At 70.6% G+C, this 25,321-nt stretch carries 22 protein-coding genes; 13 read left to right on the top strand and 9 right to left on the bottom strand.

The features are described from left to right. Positions 1-53: 53 nt before the first annotated feature. The 9 genes from FHS87_RS13510 (at position 54) to FHS87_RS13550 (ending at position 8,285) form a co-directional block, all read left to right on the top strand. A complete protein-coding gene (locus tag FHS87_RS13510) occupies positions 54-1,022 on the top strand; it encodes a Bug family tripartite tricarboxylate transporter substrate binding protein (protein WP_184519141.1) in 969 nt (322 codons plus the stop codon). Beyond that, positions 1,022-1,990 (top strand): Bug family tripartite tricarboxylate transporter substrate binding protein, encoded by a 969-nt coding sequence (locus FHS87_RS13515; protein WP_184519143.1) that lies wholly within the window; start codon positions 1,022-1,024, stop codon positions 1,988-1,990. The genes FHS87_RS13510 and FHS87_RS13515 overlap by 1 nt, the downstream gene beginning before the upstream one ends. Positions 1,991-2,110: 120 nt before the next feature. Next, positions 2,111-3,118, top strand: coding sequence for a LysR family transcriptional regulator (locus FHS87_RS13520; RefSeq protein ID WP_184519145.1), 1,008 nt, complete (start codon positions 2,111-2,113; stop codon positions 3,116-3,118). A 55-nt stretch (positions 3,119-3,173) separates the two neighbouring features. Beyond that, positions 3,174-4,076, top strand: coding sequence for an ABC transporter substrate-binding protein (locus FHS87_RS13525; RefSeq protein ID WP_184519148.1), 903 nt, complete (start codon positions 3,174-3,176; stop codon positions 4,074-4,076). A 12-nt stretch (positions 4,077-4,088) separates the two neighbouring features. Next, positions 4,089-4,970: an NAD(P)-dependent oxidoreductase gene (locus FHS87_RS24485; RefSeq protein WP_184519151.1), complete on the top strand. Its 882-nt coding sequence runs from the start codon at positions 4,089-4,091 to the stop codon at positions 4,968-4,970. Positions 4,971-4,992: 22 nt separating this feature from the next. Continuing rightward, on the top strand, positions 4,993-5,976 hold the full coding sequence (locus FHS87_RS13535) for a Bug family tripartite tricarboxylate transporter substrate binding protein (protein WP_246418387.1): 984 nt from the start codon (positions 4,993-4,995) through the stop codon (positions 5,974-5,976). Positions 5,977-5,978: 2 nt separating this feature from the next. Then, positions 5,979-6,845: an amidohydrolase family protein gene (locus FHS87_RS13540; protein WP_184519154.1), complete on the top strand. Its 867-nt coding sequence runs from the start codon at positions 5,979-5,981 to the stop codon at positions 6,843-6,845. Between the two features lie 10 nt (positions 6,846-6,855). Beyond that, the gene (locus tag FHS87_RS13545; RefSeq protein WP_184519157.1) at positions 6,856-7,584 is read left to right on the top strand and encodes a PIG-L deacetylase family protein; all 729 of its coding nucleotides are present in this window, start codon (positions 6,856-6,858) and stop codon (positions 7,582-7,584) included. Then, positions 7,581-8,285 carry a 4-carboxy-4-hydroxy-2-oxoadipate aldolase/oxaloacetate decarboxylase gene (locus FHS87_RS13550; RefSeq protein WP_184519160.1) on the top strand — a complete coding sequence of 235 codons (705 nt, stop codon included), beginning with the start codon at positions 7,581-7,583 and terminating at the stop codon, positions 8,283-8,285. Before FHS87_RS13545 ends, FHS87_RS13550 begins: the two co-directional genes overlap by 4 nt. Positions 8,286-8,303: 18 nt before the next feature. Here FHS87_RS13550 and FHS87_RS13555 read toward each other — a convergent pair whose 3' ends face one another. Genes FHS87_RS13555 through FHS87_RS13565 form a run of 3 tightly spaced genes read right to left on the bottom strand, consistent with a single transcriptional unit; the run spans position 8,304 to position 12,423 of the window. Next, positions 8,304-10,649: a putative bifunctional diguanylate cyclase/phosphodiesterase gene (locus tag FHS87_RS13555; protein WP_184519163.1), complete on the bottom strand. Its 2,346-nt coding sequence runs from the start codon at positions 10,647-10,649 to the stop codon at positions 8,304-8,306. Positions 10,650-10,696: 47 nt separating this feature from the next. Further along, positions 10,697-11,824: an ABC transporter substrate-binding protein gene (locus FHS87_RS13560; RefSeq protein WP_184519166.1), complete on the bottom strand. Its 1,128-nt coding sequence runs from the start codon at positions 11,822-11,824 to the stop codon at positions 10,697-10,699. Between the two features lie 53 nt (positions 11,825-11,877). Further along, positions 11,878-12,423 (bottom strand): tannase/feruloyl esterase family alpha/beta hydrolase, encoded by a 546-nt coding sequence (locus FHS87_RS13565; RefSeq protein ID WP_184519169.1) that lies wholly within the window; start codon positions 12,421-12,423, stop codon positions 11,878-11,880. On the opposite strand from FHS87_RS13565, the gene FHS87_RS13570 reads away from it, so the two are divergent. The 3 genes from FHS87_RS13570 to tcuB all read left to right on the top strand — a co-directional run bounded on the left by FHS87_RS13570 (position 12,422) and on the right by tcuB (position 15,693). After that, a complete protein-coding gene (locus FHS87_RS13570) occupies positions 12,422-13,081 on the top strand; it encodes a GntR family transcriptional regulator (protein ID WP_184519173.1) in 660 nt (219 codons plus the stop codon). The genes FHS87_RS13565 and FHS87_RS13570 overlap by 2 nt on opposite strands. Before the next feature lie 82 nt (positions 13,082-13,163). Continuing rightward, positions 13,164-14,561: an FAD-dependent tricarballylate dehydrogenase TcuA gene (gene tcuA / locus FHS87_RS13575; RefSeq protein ID WP_184519177.1), complete on the top strand. Its 1,398-nt coding sequence runs from the start codon at positions 13,164-13,166 to the stop codon at positions 14,559-14,561. Further along, positions 14,548-15,693 (top strand): tricarballylate utilization 4Fe-4S protein TcuB, encoded by a 1,146-nt coding sequence (tcuB, locus tag FHS87_RS13580; protein WP_184519180.1) that lies wholly within the window; start codon positions 14,548-14,550, stop codon positions 15,691-15,693. The genes tcuA and tcuB overlap by 14 nt, the downstream gene beginning before the upstream one ends. A 134-nt stretch (positions 15,694-15,827) precedes the next feature. Here the strand turns inward: tcuB and FHS87_RS13585 are convergent, their stop codons facing one another. From FHS87_RS13585 to FHS87_RS13600, 4 genes are read right to left on the bottom strand one after another with little or no spacing between them, the layout of a single operon-like run. Then, positions 15,828-16,811 (bottom strand): Bug family tripartite tricarboxylate transporter substrate binding protein, encoded by a 984-nt coding sequence (locus FHS87_RS13585; RefSeq protein WP_184519183.1) that lies wholly within the window; start codon positions 16,809-16,811, stop codon positions 15,828-15,830. Between the two features lie 24 nt (positions 16,812-16,835). Further along, positions 16,836-17,873 (bottom strand): Ldh family oxidoreductase, encoded by a 1,038-nt coding sequence (locus tag FHS87_RS13590; RefSeq protein ID WP_184519186.1) that lies wholly within the window; start codon positions 17,871-17,873, stop codon positions 16,836-16,838. A gap of 54 nt (positions 17,874-17,927) precedes the next feature. Continuing rightward, the gene (locus FHS87_RS13595) at positions 17,928-18,917 is read right to left on the bottom strand and encodes a Bug family tripartite tricarboxylate transporter substrate binding protein (protein ID WP_184519189.1); all 990 of its coding nucleotides are present in this window, start codon (positions 18,915-18,917) and stop codon (positions 17,928-17,930) included. Between the two features lie 34 nt (positions 18,918-18,951). Further along, positions 18,952-20,046 carry an isocitrate/isopropylmalate family dehydrogenase gene (locus FHS87_RS13600; protein WP_312861994.1) on the bottom strand — a complete coding sequence of 365 codons (1,095 nt, stop codon included), beginning with the start codon at positions 20,044-20,046 and terminating at the stop codon, positions 18,952-18,954. A gap of 312 nt (positions 20,047-20,358) precedes the next feature. On the opposite strand from FHS87_RS13600, the gene FHS87_RS13605 reads away from it, so the two are divergent. Beyond that, the gene (locus FHS87_RS13605; protein WP_184519192.1) at positions 20,359-23,133 is read left to right on the top strand and encodes a bifunctional diguanylate cyclase/phosphodiesterase; all 2,775 of its coding nucleotides are present in this window, start codon (positions 20,359-20,361) and stop codon (positions 23,131-23,133) included. 144 nt (positions 23,134-23,277) lie between these two features. Here the strand turns inward: FHS87_RS13605 and FHS87_RS13610 are convergent, their stop codons facing one another. Next, positions 23,278-24,816: an MBOAT family O-acyltransferase gene (locus tag FHS87_RS13610; RefSeq protein WP_184519195.1), complete on the bottom strand. Its 1,539-nt coding sequence runs from the start codon at positions 24,814-24,816 to the stop codon at positions 23,278-23,280. Between the two features lie 4 nt (positions 24,817-24,820). Next, positions 24,821-25,072: a hypothetical protein gene (locus FHS87_RS13615; protein ID WP_184519198.1), complete on the bottom strand. Its 252-nt coding sequence runs from the start codon at positions 25,070-25,072 to the stop codon at positions 24,821-24,823. Between the last annotated feature and the right edge of the window lie 249 nt (positions 25,073-25,321).

Consider the following 25,321-nt stretch of genomic DNA (forward strand, 5'->3'; position numbering starts at 1 on the left):
GAAACAGAACCGCGTCCGGGAACGGGCGGATACAGGACAGGAGGATCGTCACCATGCTCACCCGCCGCAGTCTCGCCGCCGCGCTCGCGCTGGGCGCCCCGGCCATCGCCCGCGCGCAGGAGGGCGACTGGCCCAACCGCCCCGTGAACATCATCGTGCCCTGGCCGCCGGGCGGGCCGACCGACACCTTCGCCCGCCTTCTCGCCTCCCGCCTCTCGCAGGACACCGGCAAGTCCTTCGTGGTGGACAACCGTGGCGGCGCCAGCGGCACGATCGGCATGACGAGCGCGGCCCGTGCGCGGCCGGATGGCTACACCTTCGTCTTCGCGCCCAACTCCACCTATGCCGTCGCGCCGCATCTCTACCAGACGAGCTACAGCCAGGAGCGCGACTTCGTCGGCGTCGGCCTGCTCGGCTCCATGCCGCTCTTCATGCTCGTGCCGAAGAGTTCGCCGGCGAGGAGCGTGGCCGACTACGTCGCCGTGGCGAAGGCGCCCGGGGCGCGGAAGGTCTATGCCAATGCCGGCGTGGGCGCGACCTCGCATCTCGCGACCGAGATGCTGCTCCAGATGGCGGACCTCCAGGTGACGGAGATCGGCTATCGCGGCGGTGGCCCGGCCATCCAGGCGGTGATGGCGGGGGAGGCGGACATGCTCTTCATGCCAGCCGCCGCCGTGATGTCCTTCATCCAGTCCGGCGACCTGCGCGCGCTCGGCAACACGATGCGCGTCCGCAGCCCGCTAGCGCCCGATGTGCCCACCTTCGAGGAGCTGGGCTATCCCGGTTTCGAGGTGGTGGAGCATGTCGCGCTGATGGCGCCCGCCGGCACGCCCACCCCGATCCTTGAGCGCATGAACGAGGCCTGCGCCAGGGCCCTGTCGGCGCCCGAGCTGAAGCCGCGGCTGGACGCGATCGCCGTCACGCCCGATGTGCGGCCGGTCTCCGAATGGCCGCGCTACCTCGCGGCGGAGAGCGCGAAGTGGCGGGACTTCGTGCGCGCCCGCAACATCCGGGTGCAGTGATGCTCCCCCGCCGGGCCGTCCTCGCCTCCCTGCTCGCGCTGCCGGGCCTGGCGCGGGCGCAGGGCGCCTGGCCGGACCGGCCGGTGCGGATCGTGGTGCCCTTCACCCCCGGGGGCTCCACGGACATCATCGCCCGCGCCCTGGCGGCGGAGCTGCAGGAGGCCCTGAAGCAGCCCTTCGTCGTGGAGAACCGCGGCGGGGCAGGCGGCACCATCGGCACGGAGGTCGTCGCCCAGGCGCCGCCCGACGGCTACACCCTGCTGATGGGGCATATCGGCACGCTCGCCGTGAACCCCTTTCTCTATCGCGGCCTCTCCTTCGATACGGTGGACTCCTTCGCCCCTATCACCCTGGCGGCGGTGGTGCCGAACGTCATGGTGGTGAACCCCCGCAAGGTGCCGGCGGGGGGCATCGCGGAGCTGGTGGCGCTGGCGAGGCGGCGGCCCGGCGCGCTCACCTACGGCTCGGGCGGCAACGGATCGGCCGCGCATATCGCCATGGCGGCCTTCCTCCTGGCGACGGGGATGGCGATGGAGCACGTGCCCTATCGCGGCACGGCGCCGATGATAAACGACCTCATCGGCGGCACGATCGACCTCACCTTCACCGGCGGCCCGCCCGCCCTGCCGCCCGTGCGCGCGGGGATGCTGCGCGCGCTCGGCGTCTCCTCCGCCCACCGGCTGGCCGGCGCGCCGGACATCCCCACCATCGCTGAGCAGGGGGTGCCCGGCTTCGAGGCGAACCAGTGGTACGGGCTGCTGGCCCCCGCCGGCACGCCGCGCCCGGTCGTCGAGCGGCTGAACGCCGAGTGCACCCGCATCCTGCGCGGCGAGAAGCTGCGGCCCCGCTTGGAAGGGGAGGGGGCCGAGGCCGCCCCGGGCACGCCCGAGGCCTTCCGGGACCTCATCCTGGCCGAGCGCGCCCGCTGGGGCGAGGTGGTCCGGCGCACGGGGATGCGCGCGGATTGAGGGGGGCGGGAGGGGGGAGGCCCCGCCCGGGCTTGCGCGGCGCCCCTCCTGCGGCAAGTCTCCGTCGCGTCGCCCGGCCCGGCCGGATGGCCGCGCCAGGAACGAGCCCTCGCCCCCGCCATGCCGACCCGCCGCTACCTCGACCAGCGCCTGAAGCTGCATCACCTCCGCGCGCTGGAGGCGATCGCGGCCCAGAGCAGCCTGCTCAAGGCCTCGGCCGTGCTCGGGATCAGCCAGCCCGCCCTTACCCGGACGGTGCAGGAACTGGAGGAGATCGTCGGGCAGCGCCTGTTCGACCGCCTGCCCCGCGGCGTGCGCCCGACCGAGGCAGGCAACCTCCTCGCCGGCTCCGCGCGCCGCATCCTGGCGGAGCTGCGCCGGCTGGACGAGGCGCTGGACCGGCTGGAGGACCCCGAGGGCGGCACGGTCGCCATCGGCACCCTCCCCGTGGCCGCGACGGGCGTGCTGCCCGGCACCCTCACCCGGCTGACCGCCGGGCATCCCGGCATCCGCGTGCGGCTGGAGCAGGGGCGGACCGAGGATCTGCTGCCGAAGCTGGCCGCGGGGGAGATCGACCTCATCGTCGGCCGCCTCTACGAGCCCGCCGTGCCCGACGGCTTCCCGCGCGAGCCGCTCTGGGAGGAGCCGATCTCCATCCTCGCCCGCCCCGGCCATCCCGTCTTCGCGCTGGAGGCGGTGACGCTGGACGCGCTGCGCCGCTGGGACCTCATCCTGCCCACTGTGAGCCAGCGCGTGGGGCAGGAGATCGAGACCTTCCTCGACATGGTCGCCCTGGAGCCGAGCGGCTCCATGCGCTCCAGCTCCTACGGATTCATCCGGGAGATGCTCCTGGCCACCGACCTGATCGCCGTCATGCCGCGGCTGATGATGGCGGGGGACCTGCTGCGCGGCATGCTGCGGGTGGTGCCGCTCCCCGTGCCCGCCCCCCGGCGCCCGGCGGGGATCATCATGCCGCGGGACCGCCCCCTGCCGCCCGCCGGCCACGCCTTCATCGAGTGCCTGCGCGCCCATGTCGCCGAGATCGGGCAGCGCGGCCTCACCGATATAACCGGGGCGCATAGGGAAGCCGGGGAAAGCGATACGACAGAGGGGCGGGAGCGGGTCTAGGGATCACCCGACGCCTCCTGCCGGCCACCGCCGGCCGCGGGGCGGGAGAGAACCCATGACGGCATCCGGAGCGACGGCCGGTGAGGCGGCCACCCTGCGCGCGGCGATGGGCACCTATCCCCGCACGCGCGCCCTGAAGGAGGGCGGCGTGCCCTCGCCCCTGCTGCGCCTGGACTTCGCCGACATCCCCGTGATCAGCCGCGCCTTCGCGCCGATGGTGCGGGAGCTGCGCTTCGACCTCTCCGAGATCGCCATCGCCACCTTCCTGCAGGCGCGCGCCGCCGGGCGGCCCCTGGTGCTGCTGCCCGTGGTGCTCGCGGCCCGCTTCCAGCAATCCGCCCTGCTCTGCCGTGCGGAGAGCGCCATCCGCGGACCGGCCGACCTCGCGGGCAAGCGGATCGGCGTGCGCGCCTACAGCCAGACCACGGGCATGTGGCTGCGCGGCATCATCATGGAGGAGGGCGGCCCGGCACCGGCCGAGAGCCGCTGGATCACCTTCGAGGACGCCCATGTCGCCGGTATCGCCGACCCGCCCTTCGCGGAGCGCGCGCCCGGTGGCGCCGACATGATGGCCATGCTGCGCGCGGGCGAGCTGGACGCGGTGATCGTCGGCAACGACGTGCCGGACGATCCCGGCCTCCGCACCGTCTTCCCCGATCCGGGCGCGGCGGCGAGGGCCTTCTGGGCGCGGCAGCGCATCGTGCCCGTCAACCACATGCTCTGCATCACGCGGGAACTGGCCGAGGGCCGGCCGGAGCTGGTGCGGGAGCTGCTGCGCATGGTCCGCGAAGCCGCGGCCCCCGTGCCGCCCGGCCCGCACGGCGCCCCGCCGGACAGCCGCGCGTCGCTGCGTCCGGTGATCGAGCTGGCGCTCCGCTACATGGCCGAGCAGGACATGCTGCCGCGCCCGCTCACGCCCGACGAGGTGTGGGACGGGCTGCCGCAGGGGATCGAGTAGGGAGGGAATGCCGTGACGGATTTCGCGATCATCGGCTTCGGCGAGGTGGGCGGCATCTTCGCGCGGGACCTGCGCGCGGGCGGCGCCGGAGCGATCCACGCCTTCGACCTGCAGGAGGCCGCGAACAGCCGCGCGCGGGACTTCGGCGCCACCGTCCACGCCTCGGCGGCCGAGGCGGCCTCGAAGGCCGATGCCGTGTTCGTCGCCGTCACCGCCGGCTCCGCGCTCGATGCCTGCCGGTCCCTCGCCGGCGGCCTCTCCCGCGCACCCTTCGTGGTGGACGTGAACTCCATCTCCCCCGGCGCGAAGATCGAGAATGCCCGCGTGGTGAAGGCCGCCGGCGGTCGCTACGTCGAGGCCGCGGTGATGAGCAGCGTGCCGCCCAAGGGCCTGCGCTCGCCGATCCTGCTCGGCGGCACCGAGGCGGGGGGCTTCATGGACCTCATGGCGCCCTTCGGAATGGATCTCTCCATCTTCTCGGCGGAGATCGGCAAGGCGAGCAGCGTGAAGATGTGCCGCAGCGTGATGGTGAAGGGGCTGGAGGCACTGACGACGGAGTGCATGCTCGCCGCCCGCCACTACGGCGTGGAGAAGGAGGTGCTCGCCTCCCTCTCCGACACCCTGCCGCACGAGGACTGGCGCGGCCTGGCCCGCTACGTCATCAGCCGCGCCCTCATCCACGGCAAGCGCCGCGCCGAGGAGGTGCGGGAGGTCGCGCGCACGGTGCAGGAGGCCGGGGTGGAGCCGCTGCTCAGCCGCTCCATCGCCGAGCGGCAGGACTGGGCGGCCGCGCGCGGGCGGGAGATGGGCAAGGCCCTGCTCGTCACCGACGACCTGGACACGCTGCTCGACGGCATCGCCGCCGCGATGAACCGCAAGGCCGCCGCCGAGTAAGGCCCGGAAGAGGAGGATGCGCATGACCGTCACCCGCCGGGGCGCGCTGCGCCTGGGTGGCCTCGCCGCCATGGCCCCCCTGGTCCCGCGGCCCGTCCGCGCCCAGGGAGTGCTGCCCGACAAGCCCATCCGCCTGCTCGTGCCCAATGCCGCGGGCGGCGTCGCGGACCTGACGGCCCGCACCGTGGGCGCCGGCCTGTCCGAGCGCATTGGCCGCCCCGTGGTGATCGAGAACCGCCCGGGGGCGGGCGGCATCGTCGCGGGCCAGGCGCTGCTCTCCTCCCCGGCTGACGGCTCTACGCTGATGGTGGCGACCAACGCGAACGCCATCAGCAAGTCGCTCTTCCGCAACCTGCCCTTCGACCCCATCAGGGACTTCGCGCCGGTCGGGCTAATGGGCACCTTCGCCATCGCCATCCTCGTCGCGCCGAACTCGCCGATCCGCAGCGCGCAGGAGTTGATCGCGGCGCTGAAGAAGGACGGGCGCGGCACCAATATCGGTACGATCAGCGTGGGCAGCACGCAGAACCTGGCCGCCGAGCTGTTCAAGACCACCGCCGGGTTGGACACGACGACCGTGCCCTTCAACGGCACGCCCGCCCTGCTGACCAGCCTGCTGCGGGGCGACGTGACGGCGGGCTTCGAGATCGTCGCGCCGCTGATGGGGCAGATCAGGGACGGCTCGCTGCGCGCCATCGCCGTCACCTCCTCCAGCCGCGCGGCCAACCTGCCGGATGTGCCGACGCTGCAGGAGGCGGGTCTCGTCGGCTTCGACGTCACCTCCTGGAACGCCATCGTCGCCCCGGCCCGCGCGCCGGCGCCGGTGATCGAGCTGATCAACCGTGAGCTGAACGTGGTGCTGGCGGACCCCGCCATCCGCTCGAAGCTGCTGGAGGCCGGGGTGGAGGCGAAGGGCGACACGCCCGCGCAGCTCGGTGCCCTGCTGTCGAGCGAGGCGGAGAAGGGGCGCGCGGTGATCGAGCGCGCCGGGATCGAAAGGCAGTGAGCATGAAGACCTGCAAGGCGCCGGACCCCAACCCGAAGACCCCGGCCCTCAAGCTGCCGCCGGGGGCCTGCGACGCCCACTGCCATGTCTTCGGCCCCGCGGACAAGTTCCCCTACGCGCCCGACCGCTCCTACACCCCGCCCGACGCGCCGGTGGAGGACCTGCGCCGCGTCCACGCCGCCATCGGGGTGGAGCGCGCGGTAATCGTGCAGGCGAGCTGCCACGGTACGGACAATACGGCGATGATCGATGCCATCATGCGGAGCGAGGGCGCCTATCGCGGCGTCGCTATCGTCGACGGCAGCATCACCGACGAAGGGCTGGAGAGGCTGGACCGCGGCGGCGTGCGCGGCGTTCGCTTCAATTTCGTCAAGCACCTCGGTGGCACGCCCGACCTGGAGGTGTTCGACCGCGTGCTCGACAGGATTCAGCCGCTCGGCTGGCACGTCGTGCTGCATCTCGATGCCGGTGATATCCTGGAGCACGCGGGCCGTATCGCCCGCATCAAGATGCCCTTCGTGATCGACCATATGGGGCGCGTGCAGGCGAAGAACGGGCTGGAGCAGGAGCCCTTCCGCCGGCTTCTCGAACTCATGAGGAACGAACTGGCCTGGGTGAAGATCTGCGGGCCGGAGCGCGTCTCCTCCGCGGGCGCGCCCTTCCACGACGCCGTGCCCTTCGCCCGCCGGCTGGCCGAGGCGGCGCCGGACCGCACGCTCTGGGGCACGGACTTCCCGCACCCCAACATCGCCGGCGACATGCCCAATGACGGCGACCTCGTGGACCTGCTCGCGCTCGCCGTGGAGGACGAGGCGGTGCGCCGCAAGATCCTGATCGACAACCCCAATCGCCTCTACTGGGCGCGCTGAGGAGCCGAACATGTCCGACACGCAGAAATCCGGCCTCGTCGTCACCGCCCATCCCGGCGACTTCGTCTGGCGCGCGGGCGGCGCGATCGCGCTCCACGCGAGGATGGGCTACCGCGTGAAGATCGTCTGCATGTCTTATGGCGAGCGCGGCGAAAGCCAGGGTGCCTGGAAGCAGCCGGGCATGACGCTGGAGAAGTGCAAGGAAGCCCGCCGCGCCGAGGCCGAGGCGGCCGCCTCCATCCTCGGCGCGGAGATCGAGTTCTTCGACGCCGGCGACTACCCCTTGCGCATCACCGACGCGATGATGGACCGCCTCATCGACATCTACCGCGAGGTGAACCCCTCCTTCGTCCTCACCCATGCGGTGAGGGACCCCTACAACGTCGATCATCCCTACGCCTCGAAGGTCGCGCAGGAGGCGCGCATCACCGCCCAGGCCGCCGGGCACAAGCCGGGCCCCGGGGGCGTCACCTACTCCGCGCCGCAGGTCTTCCAGTTCGAGCCGCACCAGCCCGAGCAATGCGACTTCAAGCCGAACCGCATCCTCAACATCACCGAGGTGTGGGATACGAAGTGGAAGGCCTTCGAGCAGCTTCCCGCCCAGCGCCACCTCTGGGACTATTACGAGCGCGTGGCGCTGAACCGCGGCATGCAGGGCGGGCGCAATTCCGGCCGCGCGATGAAGTACGGCGAGGCCTACCAAACGATCTTCCCGGATGCCGTCGAGGTGCTGGCATGACGCCCGTCGTCGTCCGCCACAACCCGCGCGCCGACCTCGCCACCATCGACCGCTTCCTGCCGCTCGGCGTCTCCACCACGCATGAGGCGAGCGGGCGCGCGCCGAACCTGATGAAGACCTACATGCGCCCGGCCTGGGCGGGCGCGGCGGTGGCCGGCAGCGCGGTGACGGTGCTGGCGCAGCCCGGCGACAACTGGATGATCCATGTCGCCGTGGAGCAGTGCCGGGAGGGCGATATCCTCGTCGTCGCCTGCACGACCGACAACACGGACGGCATGTTCGGCGACCTTCTCGCCACCTCGCTCAAGGCGCGCGGCGTGCGCGGGCTGGTGATCGATGCCGGGGTGCGGGACGTGGCCGTGCTGCGGGAGATGGGCTTTCCCGTCTGGTCGCGCGCCATCTCCGCGCGCGGCACGGTGAAGGCGACGCTGGGATCGGTGAACATCCCCGTCGTCTGCGCCGGCGTCTCCGTGCGCCCGGGGGACGTGGTGGTGGCGGATGACGACGGCGTGTTGGTCGTGCCCGCCGCCGACATCGCCTCCACCCTCGCCGCGGCGGAGAAGCGGCAGGCGAATGAGGGCGAGAAGCGCGAGAAGCTCGCCTCCGGGGTCCTTGGCCTCGACCTCTATTCCATGCGGCCCGCGCTGGAGAAGGCGGGGCTGCGCTATCTCGACCGCCTGGAAGACCTCGCCTTCTCCTGACGGCCCGCGCCGACCGGGCTAGCCGGCCCGCGCCTGGCCCAGGGGTGCGGCCGCGTTGAGCCGCGCGATGAGGGCGCCTGTCTCCGCCCCCGGCCGGGGCGGGCTGAAGAGATAGCCCTGCACCTCCGTGCAGCCCTCGCTCGTCACCTGCGCCAGCTGTTCCGGCGTCTCCACCCCTTCCGCCGTGGTCTGAACGCCGAGGCTGATTCCGAGCCCGGCGACGGCGCGCACGATCGCGACCGCCTCCGCCCCGCCCGCGATCCCGTGCACGAAGGACTTGTCGATCTTGATCTTGTCGAAGGGAAACTGCCGGAGGTAGCTGAGGGACGAGTAGCCCGTCCCGAAGTCGTCCATCGCGATCCGCACGCCGTGCTCCCGCAGGCGGTTCAGTACGACCAACGTCATCTCTGTATCGTTGAGGAGGGCGGTCTCCGTGATCTCCAGCTCCAGGCGCCCCGGGGACAGCCCCGATTCGGCCAGGGCCTCCATCACCGTCTCGACGAGGCGCGCTTTTCTGAACTGCGCCGGGGAGAGGTTCACGGCGATCTTGATGTCCTCCGGCCAGGCCCGGGCCTGCAGGCAGGCGGCGCGGAGAACCCACTCGCCGATCTCGGTGATCATCCCGGTCTCCTCGGCGATCGGGATGAACTCGTCCGGCCTCACCAGGCCCCGCTGGGGATGACGCCACCGCACCAGCGCCTCGAAGCCGGTGACGCGCTGCCGCCGCGTGCAGAGGAGCGGCTGGTAGTGAAGCTCGAACTCCTGCGCCGTGATCGCGTGCCGCAGGTCCATCTCCAACTGGCGGCGGGCCTGCAGCCGCGCGTCCATCTCCTTCTCGAAGTAGCGGTGGACCCCCCGGCCATCCGTCTTCGCCCGGTACAGCGCCATGTCGGCATTCCTCAGCAGCGCCTCCGCGGCCGAGCCGTCCTGGGGTGCGAGCGCGATGCCGATGCTCAGCCCGATGCCGACATGATGGCCGTCCAGCTCATAGGGCGCGCTGACCGTATCGATCAGGCGCTGGGCGAGCACCGTCGCCTGGTCCGGGTGATCCAGGCGCGTCTGCAGGATCGCGAACTCGTCCCCGCCGAGCCGCGCCACCGTGTCCGTTTCCCGGGCGCAGGCCGCCAGGCGTTCTGCAACCGTGCGGAGAAGGGCGTCGCCCACGCCGTGGCCGAGCGTGTCGTTCACCTCCTTGAAGCGATCGAGGTCGAGGCAGAGAACGGCGAAGCCCGTGCCGCGGCCCAGGTCGCCCAGGGCGGCCTCGAGGCGCTCGCCGAAGGTTGTCCGGTTCGGCAGGCCGGTGAGGGCGTCGTGCCGGGCGAGGTAGACGATCTGCTCGTTGCTGCGGCGCCTCTCCGTGATGTCCTCGTAGGTCCTGACCCAGCCGCCATCCGGGAGCGGCTCGTGGGAGACGCTGATCACGCGCTGCGAGCGCAGCTCCAGCACGTAGCGCGCGGGCTGGCGCCTGGCGCAGATGTCCATCTGTTCCCGGTAGACCCGGACCGCTTCCTGCTGGCCGTGGATGCCCGCCTTCAACGAGACCGCGATCACCTCCCTCAGCGACATGCCAGGCGCGACCAGCCCCGGCGGAAGGCCCAGGAGGTCGCGGTAGCGCTGGTTGACGAGCAGCAACTCGCCGTCCTTCCCGTAGAGGGCGATGCCCTGCGCCATGTTCGTCAGGGCGACATCCAGGCGGTGGGCGAGCTTCGTCCTCTCCCGGCCATCGGCCTCCAGCCGGTCCTGCATGGCGTTGAAGGCCGAGATGACCTGATCGAATTCGGGGCCGGCGCCGGCATCGGGGATGCGGTGATGCGCCCCGTCGCGCTGCGTCTTCTGGATGCCGGAGACGAGGAGGTTCAGCGGCCGGACGATCAGGGAGCGGTTAACGGAGACCACGCCGACGAGGACGGCGAGGCCAGAGGCGAGGGCCGTCGCGAAGCCGGCCAGCAGCCCGCTCAGCGCGTCGTCCCAGGCCCGCTTCGGCGAGACGCCCAGGGTGACGGAGCCGGCGACCTCCGCGCCGTGGGCCTGGTTGCGGTGGATCGCCTGGCGAAGGCGCGCGGCGCTGGAGGTGGCCGTTTCCGCGCCGAAGGAGGCGATCATCAGGCCACGATCGTCCCGCACCACGATGGAGGTGATGTCCGAATCCGCGGCCAGCCCCTCGATGAGGCCCTGCACCGCCTCGTAGCGAAGGCCCCAGAGGGGTTCGGCCAGGGAGGTCGCGAGGGCGGGCAGCAGACGGGTTTGCTTATCGAGGATCCGGCTCCAGGTCGCTTGGTAGATGATGCCGCCGCAGGCGAGCGAGACCGAGGCCGTCGCGACGGCCAGCGCCGGCAGGACGCGGGCCAGGAACCGGCGCTGCAAGCTGCTCGCCGGTCGGGGAAGGCGGGCCCGCATGGCGGCGCGATGGCTCAGGAGGCGTTCGCGGCGCTCAGCAGCGCGGCGAGCGAGAAGTCGTACCTCTCGCGGCCGCCCAGGCCGCGGCAGAAGCGGTGGTAGTCGATGCGGCTCCAGTCGCCCGATCCGAACGCCTCGAGGTAGCTGCCGGCGGAGTCGCGGGAGATCGGGGAGAGCGGGGCGCGCAGCCTCGCGCTTCCATCCTGCTCGAAGCCCTGGCCGTCGAAATGGTCGCGCAGCATCACCATCGCCCAGGCCCCGGAGAGGAAGTGGCCGCCGAGGGTGACGGCCATCCGCCCCTCCGCGACGGCCTCCACGGCCTCGCGCGACCAGTTCACGCCCCCGAACACGGCCTGGCGCCCGACCTGCCACCCGGCCTCGGCGAAGGCGGAGGCGGCGCCGAGCGCCATGGCGTCGCTGGCCGCCCAGACGGCGGAGGGCGGCAGGGCCGAGCGCCGCGCCCAGTCCAGGTGGCGCATGGTGAGCGTCTTCGCCTCGTCGCCGCTCCAGTTCCCGTAGACGAGGCGGCTGAGCACCGCATCGGGCGCGTCCTTCAGCGCCGCCTTCAGCCCCTCCACGCGGTCGAGGGAGGATGAGGTGATCTGGTCCCCCGCGATGGCGAGGAGCCCGATCCCGGATGCCGGCGCGCCGGCCCCCCGCGCGGCGTCGAGCACGGCCCCGGCGAGCACCCGCCCGGCCGCGACATTGTCCGGCGTGATGCTGCCGAGAAGGGTGGGAAGCCGCGTGCGGGGCGCCCCGATCTCCTCCGCATCCGCGCCCGCCAGGTCGGTGACGACCAGCAGCGTCGGGAGGCCGGCCTTCCCGGCGGCCAGCACCACCTCGCGGGCCGACTGCTCCTCGTTCGCGATCACCAGGGCGTCCGGGCGGGTCGCGCGGGCCGCGACGGAGAGGCCGAGGTCGCGCATCCGGTGCCTGCTCCGGTCGGCCTGGAGGACCTCAAGCTCGATCGACAGCGCGCTGGCGGCGGCGGCCATTGTCTGCTCCGCCATGATCCAGAAGGTCTCGCCCTTGCGCCCGGGGTTGATGAAGGTGACGTGCGGGCGGGACGAGGCGCGGGCGCGGTGCCGCAGGAGGGCGGGGGCTCCGAGGGCGAGGGCGGCAAGGGACCGGCGCGAGATCATCCCCGCACCGTCCCATGCAGCCCTTAAGAAGCCGTGTAGGCGTCCCCCTCCCTCTAGCCCGGCGGGCGGCAGGCGAAGCTGGCGGCCTCGTCCGGGCTTCCCTGGCCGTCATGGGTGGCGAGCGCGGGGTAAGGGCAGAGCGGCCGGGTGCGCGTGACGCGACCGCCCTCCACCCGCGCGGCGGGGATGCTGTCGGGCGCGGTGCCGTTCTCCACCCATTCCACCAGCGCGCTCATGCCGTCGAAGCTGTCCGTGCTGTAGCCGCCGCGGCAGTGGAACATGCCGGGGACCATGTAGAAGCGGAAGAAGCCGGGCGTGTCCGGGCGGTTCGCGGCCAGCGCCCTCTCATAGAGGTCGATGCTCATCAGCGGCGTCAGCGCCGCGTCCGCCCAGCCGTGATACATGGTGATCCTGCCGCCGCGCTGCCGGAAGGCGGAGAGGTCGGGGTCGGTCGCGTTCAGCAGTGCGCGGATCGCCGCCTCGTGCCCGAGGCAGGCATCGGAGGGGAACGGTGGCCGCTTTCCCCCGCGCGGGCAATGCGCGCCGCGCCGCGGTGGATTGGCGGGGGGCGCGAAACGTGCTTCGCCTGTCCGGGCCATGCCCCCCCAGACACCCCGGCCCAGCCGCTCCTCCGGCCAGGAGGCCTATGACCTCCTGCTGCAGGCGATCGACAGCGGCGCGCTGCCCGCAGGCACGCGGCTGCGGGAAGCCGAGCTGGCCGAGCGCTTCCGCATCAGCCGCACCCCCGTCCGGGAGGCGCTGAAACGGCTGGAGGCCCAGGGGCTCGTGCTGCACGAGCCGCATCACGGGGCGGCGGTGGCCAGCCTCGATTATGGCCAGGTGGCCGAGCTCTACCACATGCGCGAGGTGCTGGAGGGCACGGCCGCGGGCCTCGCCGCCACCCATGCCACGGCGACGGAGGTGGAGATCCTGCGCGAGATGGTGGAGCGCGACCGCGGCCTGCTGGGCGATCCCCCGGCCCTGGCCGCGAGCAACCGCGCCTTCCACCGGCAGATCCGCCTCTCCGCCCGGAACCGATTCCTCAACGCCACGCTGGATACGATGCGGATCTCCCTTGCCCTGCTGGCGGGCACCACACTCGCCGTGCCGGGGCGAGGGGTGGAATCGGTGGAGGAGCACGCGGCCATCGTGGCGGCGATCGAGGCGCACGACACCGCCGCGGCCGAGGCGGCGGCGCGGCGGCACATCCGCAACGCCTTCAAGGTCCGCATCGGGCTGGAGCACGCGCGGGGCTGAGCGGGCCCGCGAGTGGCCGGGCTTGAAACGCGCGCGGGAAAAATGTATCCGCCGGTATACAAAAGGGGCGAACAGGGCGGCGATGCCGGATTTTTCGCGGGTATGGGACGTGCTGGTGATCGGCGGCGGGAACGCCGCTCTCTGCGCCGCGGTCACCGCCCGCCAGGCCGGCTGCTCCGTGCTGCTGATCGAGCACGCGCCCAAGGCTTTCCGCGGCGGGAACAGCCGCCACACCCGCAACATGCGGACGATGCACGCCGAGCCGACCTCGGTGCTGACGGAAGCCTATCTCGAGGACGAGTACTGGGACGACCTGCTGCGCGTGACCGGTGGCGAGACAGACGAGCATCTCGCCCGCATGACCATCCGCCTCACGCGGGAGGCGCTGCCCTTCATGGAGGCCTGCGGGGTGCGCTTCCAGCCCTCGCTCTCCGGCACGCTGAGCCTGTCGCGCACCAACGCCTTCTTCCTCGGCGGCGGCAAGGCGCTGGTGAACGCCTATTACGCAACGGCCGAGCGGCTGGGGGTCGAGATCCTCTACGACACCGAGGCGGTTGACCTGAAGCTGGACGACGGCTTCGTGCGGGAGGTGGCGATCGACCATCGCGGCTTCCCCGAGACCGTGCGCGCCAAGGTGGTGGTCGCCTCCTCCGGCGGGTTCCAGGCCGATCTCGAATGGCTGGAGAAGGGCTGGGGGCCGGCGGCGCGGAACTTTCTCATCCGCGGCACGCCCTACGCCAAGGGCGTGGTGCTGCGGAACCTGCTGGACCAGGGCGTGGCCTCAGTGGGCGATCCCACGCAGTGCCACGCCGTCGCGATCGACGGGCGGGCGCCGAAGTTCGATGGCGGCATCGTCACCCGGCTGGACTGCGTGCCCTTCTCCGTCGTCGTGAACAAGCATGGCGAGCGCTTCTACGACGAGGGCGAGGATGTCTGGCCCAAGCGCTACGCCATCTGGGGGCGCCTCGTCGCGCAGCAGCCGGATCAGGTGGCCTATGCCATCATCGATTCCAGGAGCGAGAGGCTGTTCATGCCCTCCGTCTTCCCCGCCATCAAGGCGGACACGGTGGGCGAACTGGCGGTGAAGCTCGGCCTCGATCCGGCCGCGGTCGAGGGGACCGTGGCGGCGTTCAACGCTGCCTGCGTGCCGGGCGAGTTCAACTCGACGCGCCTCGACGGCTGCCGCACCGAGGGGCTGGACCCGCCCAAGACGCACTGGGCACGCCCGATCGCCGAGCCGCCCTTCATCGGCTACCCGCTGCGGCCCGGCATCACCTTCACCTATCTCGGCGTGAAGGTCGACGAGCGCGCGCGCGTGCTGATGGAGGACGGCAGGCCCAGCGCCAACCTCTTCGCCTCGGGCGAGATCATGGCCGGCTCCATCCTCGGCAAGGGCTATCTGGCTGGCTTCGGGATGGCGATCGGCACCGTCTTCGGGCGGATCGCGGGAAGGGAGGCCGCACGGAATGCGCGAAACTGAGGCGACCACCGATGCCCGCCGCGCGATGGAGGTGTGCAACGCCTGCCGCTACTGCGAGGGCTACTGCGCCGTCTTCCCCGCCATGACGCTGCGCCGGGAATTCAGCACCGGCGACCTGAGCTACATCGCGAATCTCTGCCACAACTGCCGCGGCTGCTACTACGCCTGCCAGTACGCGCCGCCGCATCCTTTCAACATCAACCTTCCCCAGGTCCTCGCCCAGGTTCGCTCCGAGACCTATGAGGAATACGCTTGGCCCGGCCCGCTGGCGGGGCTGTTCAAGCGGAACGGCACGATCGTCGCGCTCGCCACCGCGGCGGGGATCGCGCTCACCCTCCTGCTCACCATGGCGCTGGTCGATCCGCGCGTGCTCTACCAACCGCAGGTCGGGCCGGGCGCCTTCTACCGCGTGATCCCGTGGTGGCTGATGGTGACGCTGGCGGGCGGGACCTTCCTCTTCTCGATCCTCGCCCTCGTCATGGGCTTCCGCAACTTCTGGCGGGATACCGGCGGGCGGGCGGACGAGCTGACGCGAGGGCGGCCGCTGATGACGGCGCTGCACGACATCCTCACCCTGAAGAACCTCGGCGGCGGGGGAGGGGGCTGCAACGACGTGGACGAGGGCTTCTCCCAGCTCCGCCGCCGCTTCCACCACTTCATGTTCTACGGCTTCCTGCTCTGCTTCGCCTCCACCACCAGCGCGACTTTCTACGACCACTTCCTCGGCCATGTGGCGCCCTATCCCTTCTGGAGCCTGCCCGTTCAGCTCGGCACCTGGGGCGGCGTCGGCATGGTGATCGGCACGGCGGGGCTGATCTGGACAAAGATCGTCTCGGACCCCGCGCCGGCGGCGCGAAACCTGCTGGGCGCGGACTACGCCCTTCTCGTGCTGCTGTTCCTCTCGGCCTCGACCGGGCTGCTGCTGCTCGGGCTGCGCGCGACGGGGGCGATGGGCGTGCTGCTGGCCATCCATCTCGGCGTGATCCTCGCCCTCTTCGTCGTCGTGCCCTACAGCAAGATGGTGCACGGCGTGTACCGCTCCGCCGCCCTGCTCCGGCACGCGCTGGAGCGGCACCCGACCCCGCCGCCAGGCGACAAGCCCTCCGACCGCGCGCTGGGATCGGCGGCCTGATCCAGGGATCCGCTGGCCCAGTGGCCCCGGGCGGGAGGACCATGCGGGACGGCGCCTGAAGCCGTTCGTACCGGACGCTCCGGCCAGGGCATCTCCGTGAACGGGGCGGTGCGGCGCGCCCCGTCCCCGGAAGGTCAGTTGCTGGTGACGCCGGCCTGCTTCACGATCGGCCCCCACCGGTCGAACTCCGCGCGCACGAAGGCGTCCGTCGCGTCCGGGCCGGCCCAGATGTTCTCCGATCCCATCTCCTTCAGTCGCTCGCGCATCGTCGGGTGGTCGAGAAGCGCCTTCACCTCCTCCGCGAGCCGGTCGATCACCGGGCGCGGCGTGCTGCGCGGCGCGAAGAGCCCGGTCCAAGACTGCACCTCGTAGTCCGCGACGCCCTGTTCCCGGATGGTGAGGATGTCCGGGCGGCTGGAGAGGCGCGCCTTGCCGCCGATGCCGAGCAGCCGCACCTGCCCGGCCTCGGCTGCGGGAAGCACGGTGGGAAGGTTCAGGAAGGCGACCGGCACCGTGCCGGCGATGAGGTCCGACAGGGCGGGCCCGCCGCCGCGATAGGGCACGTGGTTCAGCTCCACTCCCGCGCGCAGCCGCAGCAGTTCCCCGGCCAGATGATTGCTGCTGCCGACGCCGGTTGAGGCGAAGCTCAGCCCGCCCGGCGTGGCACGCAGCTTCGCCAGGAAGCCCTGCACGTCGGTCACTCCGAGCGAGGGATGCACGGCCAGGGCGTTCGGCACGTCCACCATCATCGCCACCGCCGACAGCGCCTCGCGGGGATCGTAGCCCTGGTCGGGCACGACGAGGTGGTTGAAGACGTGGTTGGAGGCGGAGGAGACGAGCAGCATGTGCCCGTCGGGCCTCGCGCGCGCCACCTGGGCCATGCCGACCGCGCCGCCCGCGCCCGCGCGGTTCTCCACCACGAAGGACCTGCCGAAGGCGGCCTGCAGGCCCGGCGCCAGCAGCCGGGCGACCACGTCGTTCGAGCCGCCGGGCGCGTAGGGCACGATCATCGTCACCGTGCGCGAGGGCCATGCCTCCTGCGCCCGCGCCGCGCGCCCGGCCAGGCTGCCGAGCGCGAGGCTCATCGCGGCGGTGCCGATCCTTCGCCGTTCCATCATGGTGCTCTCTCCCCTTCCTTCCCGTCAGGCCGGCGCAGGGCCGGCCAGTGCCTCCATCGCGGCCAGGTCCTCCGCGGCCACCGAGACGCCGTCGCGGCGCTGGCGCGCCATCTCCTCGAATTCCGCGTCGCCGGGCAGGCGCACGGGGCGGGCGGGATCGGCGGCCGGGGTGGAGCGGATGATGTGCCTGAAATCCTCCATCCGCGCGGCCAGCGCGCCGGGCTCGGCCAGGCGCTTCGTGTCGATCAGGATGAAGAAGTGGCCGAGATCCTGCCGCGCCTCCGGCTCCTTGTCCCAGGCCCTGACATGGGTGAGGTAGGCGGCGCCCGAGAGCAGGCCCGAGAGAAGGTCCACCATCAGCGCGAGGCCGTAGCCCTTGTGCCCGCCGAAGGGCAGCAGGAAGCCGGCCAGCGCCGCCGCGGGATCGGTGGTCGGCCTGCCATCGGCGTCGGCGGCCCAGCCCTCGGGCAGGGCGGTGCCGTCCTTCAGCGCGCGGCGGATCTTCGCGCGGGCGGCGACGCTCATCGCGAGGTCGAGGATGACCGGCTGGCCGCCCAGCACAGGCACGCCGATGCCGAGGGGATTGTTGCCCAGCCGCGTGTCGCGCCCGCCCCAGGGGGCGATGGTGGTGGTGGCGTTGGTGCCGATGATGGAGGCGAAGCCCCTCTCCGCCGCGATCAGGGAATAGGGCATGATCGGCCCGAAGTGGTTCGAGGCGCGGGCGAAGGCGGCGCCGATGCCGACCTCGCGCGCCGATTCCATCGCCGCCTCCAGTGTCCTGACGCCGACGAGCGGGCCGATGCCGTTGGCGCCGTCCACCATCGAGAGACCCGGCGCCACGCGCGTGGCCCGCACCGCCGCCCGCGGGTCGATGCCGCCGACGCGGACGCGGCCGAGATACTGGGCCACGCGGCTGACGCCGTGGGTGCGGAGGCCGAACAGGTCGGCCAGCACGAGCACGCGGGCCACGGGCCGCGCGTCCTCCGCGCTCATGCCGCCCGCGACGAGCGCCCGGGTGGCGAGAAGGAGGAGGGCGTCCTCCGCGATCACGGCGTCGGTCATAGGGGTCTCGATCGGTTCTGTCGGGCGCGCGGAGGGGATGTCACGGGCGGGCGCTCAGTCCACGGTGATCCGTGCGTCGCGCACCACCTCGGCCCATTTGCGGCGCTCGGCGGCGGCGAAGTCCCGGAACTCGTCCGGGCTGTTGCCGGAAGGCTCGGCACCCTCGGCGAGGATGCGCTCGCGCAGCTCGGGCGCGCGGATCGCGGCGGCGACCGCCTGCTGCAGGCGGTCGATGATCGGGCGCGGCGTGCCGGCGGGCGCCATGATCCCGTACCAGGCGCTCATCTCGTAGCCCGGCACGCCGGCCTCGGCGACGGTCGGGACATCGGGCAGCCCCGCCACGCGCGCGGCGGAGGTGACGGCAAGCGCCCGCACCAGCCCGTCCCGCACGAGGCCGATCGAGGAGGGGATGGTCGCCGGCATCATCTGGAGCGTGCCCGCGACGAGGTCGTTCAGCGCCGGCCCCGCGCCGCGATAGGGCACGTGCTGGATCTCGATTCCTGCCTTGAGCGCGAGATAGGCCCCGGCCAGGTGGTTGGCCGATCCGTTCCCGGCGGAACCGTAGTTCAGCCCGCCCGGCCGGCTCCTGGCCAGCGCGAGGAGCACGCCGAGATCGGCTGCGGGCAGGCGCGGGTTGACGAGCACCAGCAGCGGCGCCGCGGCCAGCAGCGTCACCGCCGTCAGCGCCTGGGCGGGATCGGGGCGGAGATTGCGGAAGAGGCTGGGGTTCACGGCGATCGGCCCGATATTGCCGACCAGCAGCGTGTAGCCATCCGGCGCGGCCTCGGCCGCGATGCCGGTGGCGAGGTTGCCGGCACCGCCGGGGCGGTTGTCCACCAGGATGGTGGTGCCGAGCAGCGCTCCCGCACGGTCCGCCACCGCGCGGGCGATGACATCCGTGCCGCCACCCGGCGCGTAGGGCACGATCAGCCGGATGGGGCGGCTCGGCCAGCCCTCCGGCACGCTCTGCGCGCGGGGTGCGCGGGAGGGAATAGCTGTTGCAGCCAGGGCCAGTCCGGCCCGGCAGAGATGGCGGCGCTGCATTCCTTTTCTCTCCCGCTTGCGGGCTTCTCCTGGGTCAGGCGGTGCCCGCCATCGCCCGCACGCGCTGCGCGATCCCGGCGCCGGTTGCCGCCGTGCCGAAATGGCCGCCCACATCGGGGGTGGATTCCCCTGCCGCGACCGCCTCCTCCACCGCCGCCTCGATGGCGCGGCTCGCGGCGGCGAAGGTCGCGCTGCCCAGGCGGTCGGCATGCCAGTCGAGCAGCTGGGCCGTGGAGAGGATGAGGGAGAAGGGATTGGCCCTGTCCTGCCCAGCAATGTCGGGCGCCGAGCCGTGTGCGGCCTGTGCCATGGCGTAGCGCGTCCCCGCATTGACGGAACCGCCGAGGCCGAGGCTGCCCGACAGCTCTGCCGTGAGATCGGAGAGGATGTCGCCGAACATGTTGGTCGTGACGATCACGTCGAAGCGGGCGGGCGCGCGCACGACATGGGCGCACATCGCGTCGATGATGAAGTCGTCCACCACCACTTCCGGGAACTCGGCCGCGACCTTGCGGCACTCCTCGATGAAGATGCCGTCTCCGATCTTCAGGACATTGGCCTTGTGCACGATGCTGACATGCCGCTTCCGCGCCGCGGCCAGCCGGAAGGCCGCGCGGGCAATGCGCTCGCAGCAGGCGCGTGTGATGCGGCGCATGGAAATGCAGACATCGGGCGTGACCAGGATCTCGCTGCCGCCGGACTCCATGTTGCGGTCCGCGTAGAAGCCCTCGGTGTTCTCGCGCACCACGACGAGGTCGAAGTCCTGCGCCGCGTGGTGGGGAACGCCGGGATAGGTGCGGGCCGGGCGCACATTGGCGAAGAGGTCGAGGTTCTTCCGGAAGAACATGGACGGGTTGACCCCGCCCTTGCTCTCGTCGGTGTAGTCGAAGGTGGACATGGGGCCGAGCACCAGCCCGTCGGCCGCCCGCACCTTCTCCAGCAACTCCCCCCGCACGGTGGTGCCGTGGCGCTCCAGGCTCGCATAGCCGGCGATGTCGTGCTCCAGCCGCAGCCCGAGATCGAAGCGGTCGGAGGCCGCCTCCAGCACGGCCACCGCTGCCGCCGTGATCTCCGGCCCGATCCCGTCGCCCGGCAGGACGATGAGATGCATGGAATTGCTGGACGCCACGATCCGTCCCCCCTTTGCTTTGTATACAACGGTATCCCGAAGGCCGGCTCATGTCGAGATCGGGCCTTGCGCCACGGGTGAGCAGATCTCGGCTGGCGAGGCGCAAGCAGGGACAGCTCTACGGAGGCGAGGGGCGTGTCCCCCCTGTGCCCTTTCCTGCGATGGGGAGTTGATGGAGAGCTATTAGGAGTTCCTTCAGTACCCGACACGTAATCGTGAGCGATCTGATAGGCTCGGCAAAGGTCTGCTCCCTTGGAACTCCTGCCCTGTTCGATCCAGTCCCGCCCCTCGATGTCGGACCGATAGGCGGCCATGCCCAAGCTCGTTCCCGGCCTCGCGCCTTCCGTCGCTGCTCGGCCCGCATCCTCCCAGGCGCCTCGTGCCCGCGGGGCCTCGTACAAGGTCGGGCGGGTTCCTTTCCTGGCAGCATTGCTGCTCAGCCTCGCCGTCGTCCTGGCGAGTGCGCTCGTTTCCTGGAAAACTTATGAGAGGGCGATCGCGGATGCAGGGCGAGAGCTGAGGACGATGTCGGTGGTCCTCGCCGACCACACCGACCGTGCGTTCCAGACCGTTGATTTCGCGCTCGCCGCAGTGCTGGAGCGCGCACGCGCGGAAGGCGCCCTGGAGGCGCCGGAACTCTTCGCGGGCTGGGCCAGCAGGCTCTCCGTGCACGAGTCCCTGCGTGAGCGGTCCGACGCCATGCCGCAATCGGACGCGCTCCTGCTCATCGGGGCGGACGGGAAGCTCCTCTCGTTTTCCCGTAGCTGGCCTGCCCCGCCCAATGACCTGGCGGATCGCGAGTACTTCCGGCTGGTGCGGGATGGGGGGCGCGAGCATGCGATCGGGCCGCCCGTGCACAACCGCGGCACGGGAACCTGGAGCATCCACCTCGCGAAGCGGATCTCCGGACCGGATGGAGAGTTCTTCGGGGCCGCCGTCGGGGTCATTCAGCTCGCCTATTTCGAGCACTTCTACAAGGAGCTGGCCCTCGGTCCGCAAACCAGCATCACCCTTTTCCGGACCGATGGAACGCTGATCGCCCGGCATCCCAACGCTGGAGGCAGTGTCGGCCGCGACTTCGGACGCTCCCCGCAGTTCCGGGCGGCCGTGGCGGCACCCAGCGGCACGGCCGTTCGTGTCGAGAGCGCGGTCGACGGGCGTGAACGCCTGGTCTCGGCGCGGGCCCTCGCGGCGCATCCGTTGCGGGTCCATGTCGGGACAACCGTGGATGCGGCGCTCGCGGACTGGCGGGAGCAGGGAATCAACCTGCTGGTCGGCTGCGGGCTTCTGCTCCTGCTCATCGGTACTACTCTCGCGGCTGCCGCTCGCAAGGGGCATGCGGAAGAGATCGCGCTCGCTGAACGCATGCGGCGGGAGAGCGAGTTGGCGGCCCAGGACGCGAAGTTCAGGGTGGCGGTGCAGGGAATGTCCCAAGGTCTCTGGAAATTCAGTGCCGAGGGGCGCCTCGAGCTGGCGAACCACAATTGCGTCCGGATCATCGGCTATCCCCGGGGGGCGATCCGTATCGGGGCTACCTTCGATGAGTTGCGGCAGGCTGCAGGCAGTGCCCAGCCGCTGTTGGACCACCTCGCCTCGTTCGTGAAGACAGGCCAGGCCGGGTCCTTCGTGCAGGATCTCGAGAATGGCTGCGCGGCCTCTGTCGTCTATCAGCCGTCGCCCGACGGAAGCTGGGTCGTGACCTTCGAGGACGTGACGGAACGGCGTGCCGCGGAAGCGCGGGTCGAGCACATGGCGCGTCATGACGCGCTGACGGGCCTGCCGAACCGGGTGACCCTGCACGAACGGCTCGCTCAGGCCGTGGCCAACGCGGGGCCGCGCGGGGTGCGGACCGCTGTGCTGTACATGGACCTGGACCGCTTCAAGGAGGTGAACGACACGCTCGGTCATCCCGTGGGCGATGCCTTGCTCAAGGCGGCCTCGGCACGCATCCTGTCCAACGTGCGCATCCCACGAGGCGACCTGGTAGCGAGGCTCGGCGGCGACGAGTTTGCTGTCCTCGTCGCTCCGGACGAGGATGACGGCAGGGACACGGCCACCGAAGCGGCTGCGCTCGCCCGCCGACTGATCAGTATCCTCTCAGAACCCTTCGAGATCGACGGGCATCAGGTGGTCGTCGGTAGCTCCATCGGGGTTGCCGTTCTGCCGGAGGATGGCACGACGCCGGACGAGCTGCTGAAGAATGCCGACCTTGCCCTCTATCGCGCAAAGCAGGACGGGCGGGGAAGGGTGCGGTTCTTCAAGCGCGAAATGGGGCGGCAGGCACAGGAGCGCCGGCAGCTGGAGCTGGACCTGCGCCGTGCCGTGCTGTTCGCGCCCCAGGAGTTCGAGGTTCACTACCAGCCGGTGATCGACGTGGCCACTCGCAGCCCGACGGGGCTCGAAGCCTTGCTGCGCTGGCACCACCCCGAGCGCGGGCTCGTCTCCCCCGCTGACTTCATCCCCGTGGCAGAGGAAATAGGGCTGATCGTCGGGCTCGGAGAATTGGTGCTGCGCCGGGCCTGCGCCGACGCGACCCGGTGGTCGCCGACCTTGCGCGTTGCCGTCAATCTTTCTCCCGCCCAGTTCCGCGATCCACGGCTGGTTGAAACCGTGGCCGAGGCGCTTTCCGACAGCGGGCTGCCGCCGGGCAGGCTGGAACTCGAGATCACGGAAGGCGTGCTGCTGCGCCGGACCGAGGCGACGATGACGACCCTGCACCGCCTCAAGAGCCTTGGCGTCCGGATCGCGCTGGATGACTTCGGTACGGGATATTCATCCCTCAGCTATCTCCGCAGCTTTCCCTTCGACAAGGTCAAGATCGACCGTGCGTTTGTGCGCGACATCGAGACCTCGAGCGACGATGCTGCGATCGTGCGCGCGGTGACCGGCCTCTGCGAGCGGCTCGGCATGACGAGTACGGCAGAGGGAGTGGAAACCGAGGAGCAGTTCCGCTTGGTCGAGGCGGAGCGGTGCACGGAGGCCCAAGGCTATCTGTTCAGCCGCCCTGTTCCTGCTTCGGAAGTACCGGAGGTCCTGGCCCTTGTGACGGCCAGCGCCAGTCCCAGCCGGATAGACCGCTGCGCCTGATCGGCACCGCGGGTGAGATCTTGAGTGCTGCACGGAGTCTCTGGGCAGGCCGGCAGGGCTTAGGAAGCCTCAACGCGGCAAACGTCGGGTTGCCGAGCGGCAGAAGGTAGGCCGCGTTGAGGGGTGATGATAGGCGAAAGGTAATCAGAACTGGAAGTATACGAATTCCTTCACGTCGGCCATCAACGCGAGCGCCAATAAGAAGGCGGCAGCAGTAATGGCAGCGCTTGCAATCCGCGGGTGGAATTGCAGCGGGTGCCAACGCTGAGCCCCGTTCAGCTCAGCATGCTCGCCGTCTATGATCCGTTGAGAATTCGGGGCGGCGAAAATCATGAGTAGTGCCGCGGCGAGAAGGACGAGCGCAACTGTTGTCGTCAGCAGCACCGTTCCACCCGTGCGCGCCACTACGCCCGACGGGCCGTCCTGCAGGAAGGCCGCGAGAAGGAGAGCGTTGTCAGTCCGCAGGAAGCCGTTCGAACCAACCATGCCGCTCAATACGTCAAGCGCGATGCCGGGGGTGGGCGAGGCGAAGAAAACCCATGCGAGAAGAACAGCAAGCAGAGTTGCGGCACGAGAGGGAAAGGCGCCGAGTGATAGATGACGCCCGTTCTCGCGGGCGCGGATCGTGGCCTCGCTCCAGGCATGGTTTACGAGAAGGTAGATGCCGTGCAGCCCGCCCCAGATGATGAAGTTCCAGCCCGCGCCATGCCATAGGCCACCGAGAAGCATGGTTGCCATCAGGTTCAGGTTGCGGCGGCCAGGCCCTTGGCGGCTGCCGCCGAGTGGGATGTAGAGATAGTCGCGCAGGAAGCGTGACAAGGTCATGTGCCAGCGCCGCCAGAAATCGATGATCGAGGTGGCTTGGTAGGGCGAGTTGAAGTTGTAGGGAAAGCGGATGCCGAACATCCGCGCCAGCCCGATTGCCATGTCGGAGTAGGCCGAGAAATCGTAGTAGAGGCCGACAGCGAAGGCGATGGCGCCGGTCCAGGCTTCGATGAAGCCGGGTGAGGCTCCGCCGGCGAAAATGGGCGTGGCCAGGGCACCGACGGGATCAGCGACCACCAGCTTCTTGACCAGTCCCATGCTGAGGAAGGCGAGGCCCGCTGCCATGTCGTCCGCGCGGATGCGGAATTTCCCGCGTTCGTGGAACTGCGGGATCAGTTCGTGGTGATGGACGATCGGCCCGGCAACGAGGTGGGGGAAGAAGGTGACGAACAAGGCGTAGTCGATGAAGCTGTACTCTGCCCCGAGCCCCTTTCGCATGTCCACGAGATAGGCAATCTGCAGAAAGGTGTAGAAGGAGATGGCCAAGGGCAGGACCACGAGGCTGACCGCCAAGTCGAGCCCCGTCAGGGCCGCAAGATTGGCGGCCGCGAAGCTTGCGTACTTGTGCCAGCCGAGCAGCATGAGATTCGCGGTGATACCGAAGGCGAGCAGCGCCCTCGCGCGCTTGGGCGCTACGATGCGCGCATGTCCGATCGCCTGGCCAACCGTGTAGTTCGTAAGCAGCGAGACCATCAGCAATCCGAGATAGGCGAGGCTCCACCAGCCGTAGAAGACGAGCGAGGCGACCAAAAGCCACAGCCGAGCGGGCCCTGTGGGGGTCATCCGCCGCAACAGGGCGAAGCCGGCCAGGGTGATCGGTAGGAAGGCGAGGAGGAAGATGTGAGAGTTGAACAGCATCGTCTCAGTCCCGCGACTGCCGGGCGTGCCGCGCGATGGCGTCCGCGATGAACTCGGTGAAGGGCGTGTGGTGGGGATAGAGAAGGTGCACGGGATCGGCGAAGCGGGTATCGTCCCAGCGCAAGGCGGTGCCGTCGGCGATAATCGTCCCGGGCCGTAGGAGGGCGGCACGGATCTCGTCCATCCAGGTCGTAATGAGGGATCCGTCAGGGTCGAACTGTGCGGCCCATTCCGGCATGATCGGCAGAGGCGCCACAACCAGTCGAGCGCCACGCGAGGTGACCGTCTCCTCCAACTCCGTCAGAGCGTCATAGCACCGCGCGTCGAAAGCAGGGGCCGGGCGCCAGAAATGCGGGTTGCGAAGGATGCTGGACCCCAGGGGATCTTGTGGATCGTCCGGTGGGCTTGACTGACCTTAAACCTGGAAACTGGTCCGGGCTTTCTGAGAGTTTTCCGGCAGGGATGTTGACCTGAAGGAGGACGGTCCGGTGAGGAAGAGCCACTA

This window comes from Muricoccus pecuniae (assembly GCF_014199205.1).
GTDB lineage: Bacteria > Pseudomonadota > Alphaproteobacteria > Acetobacterales > Acetobacteraceae > Roseomonas > Roseomonas pecuniae.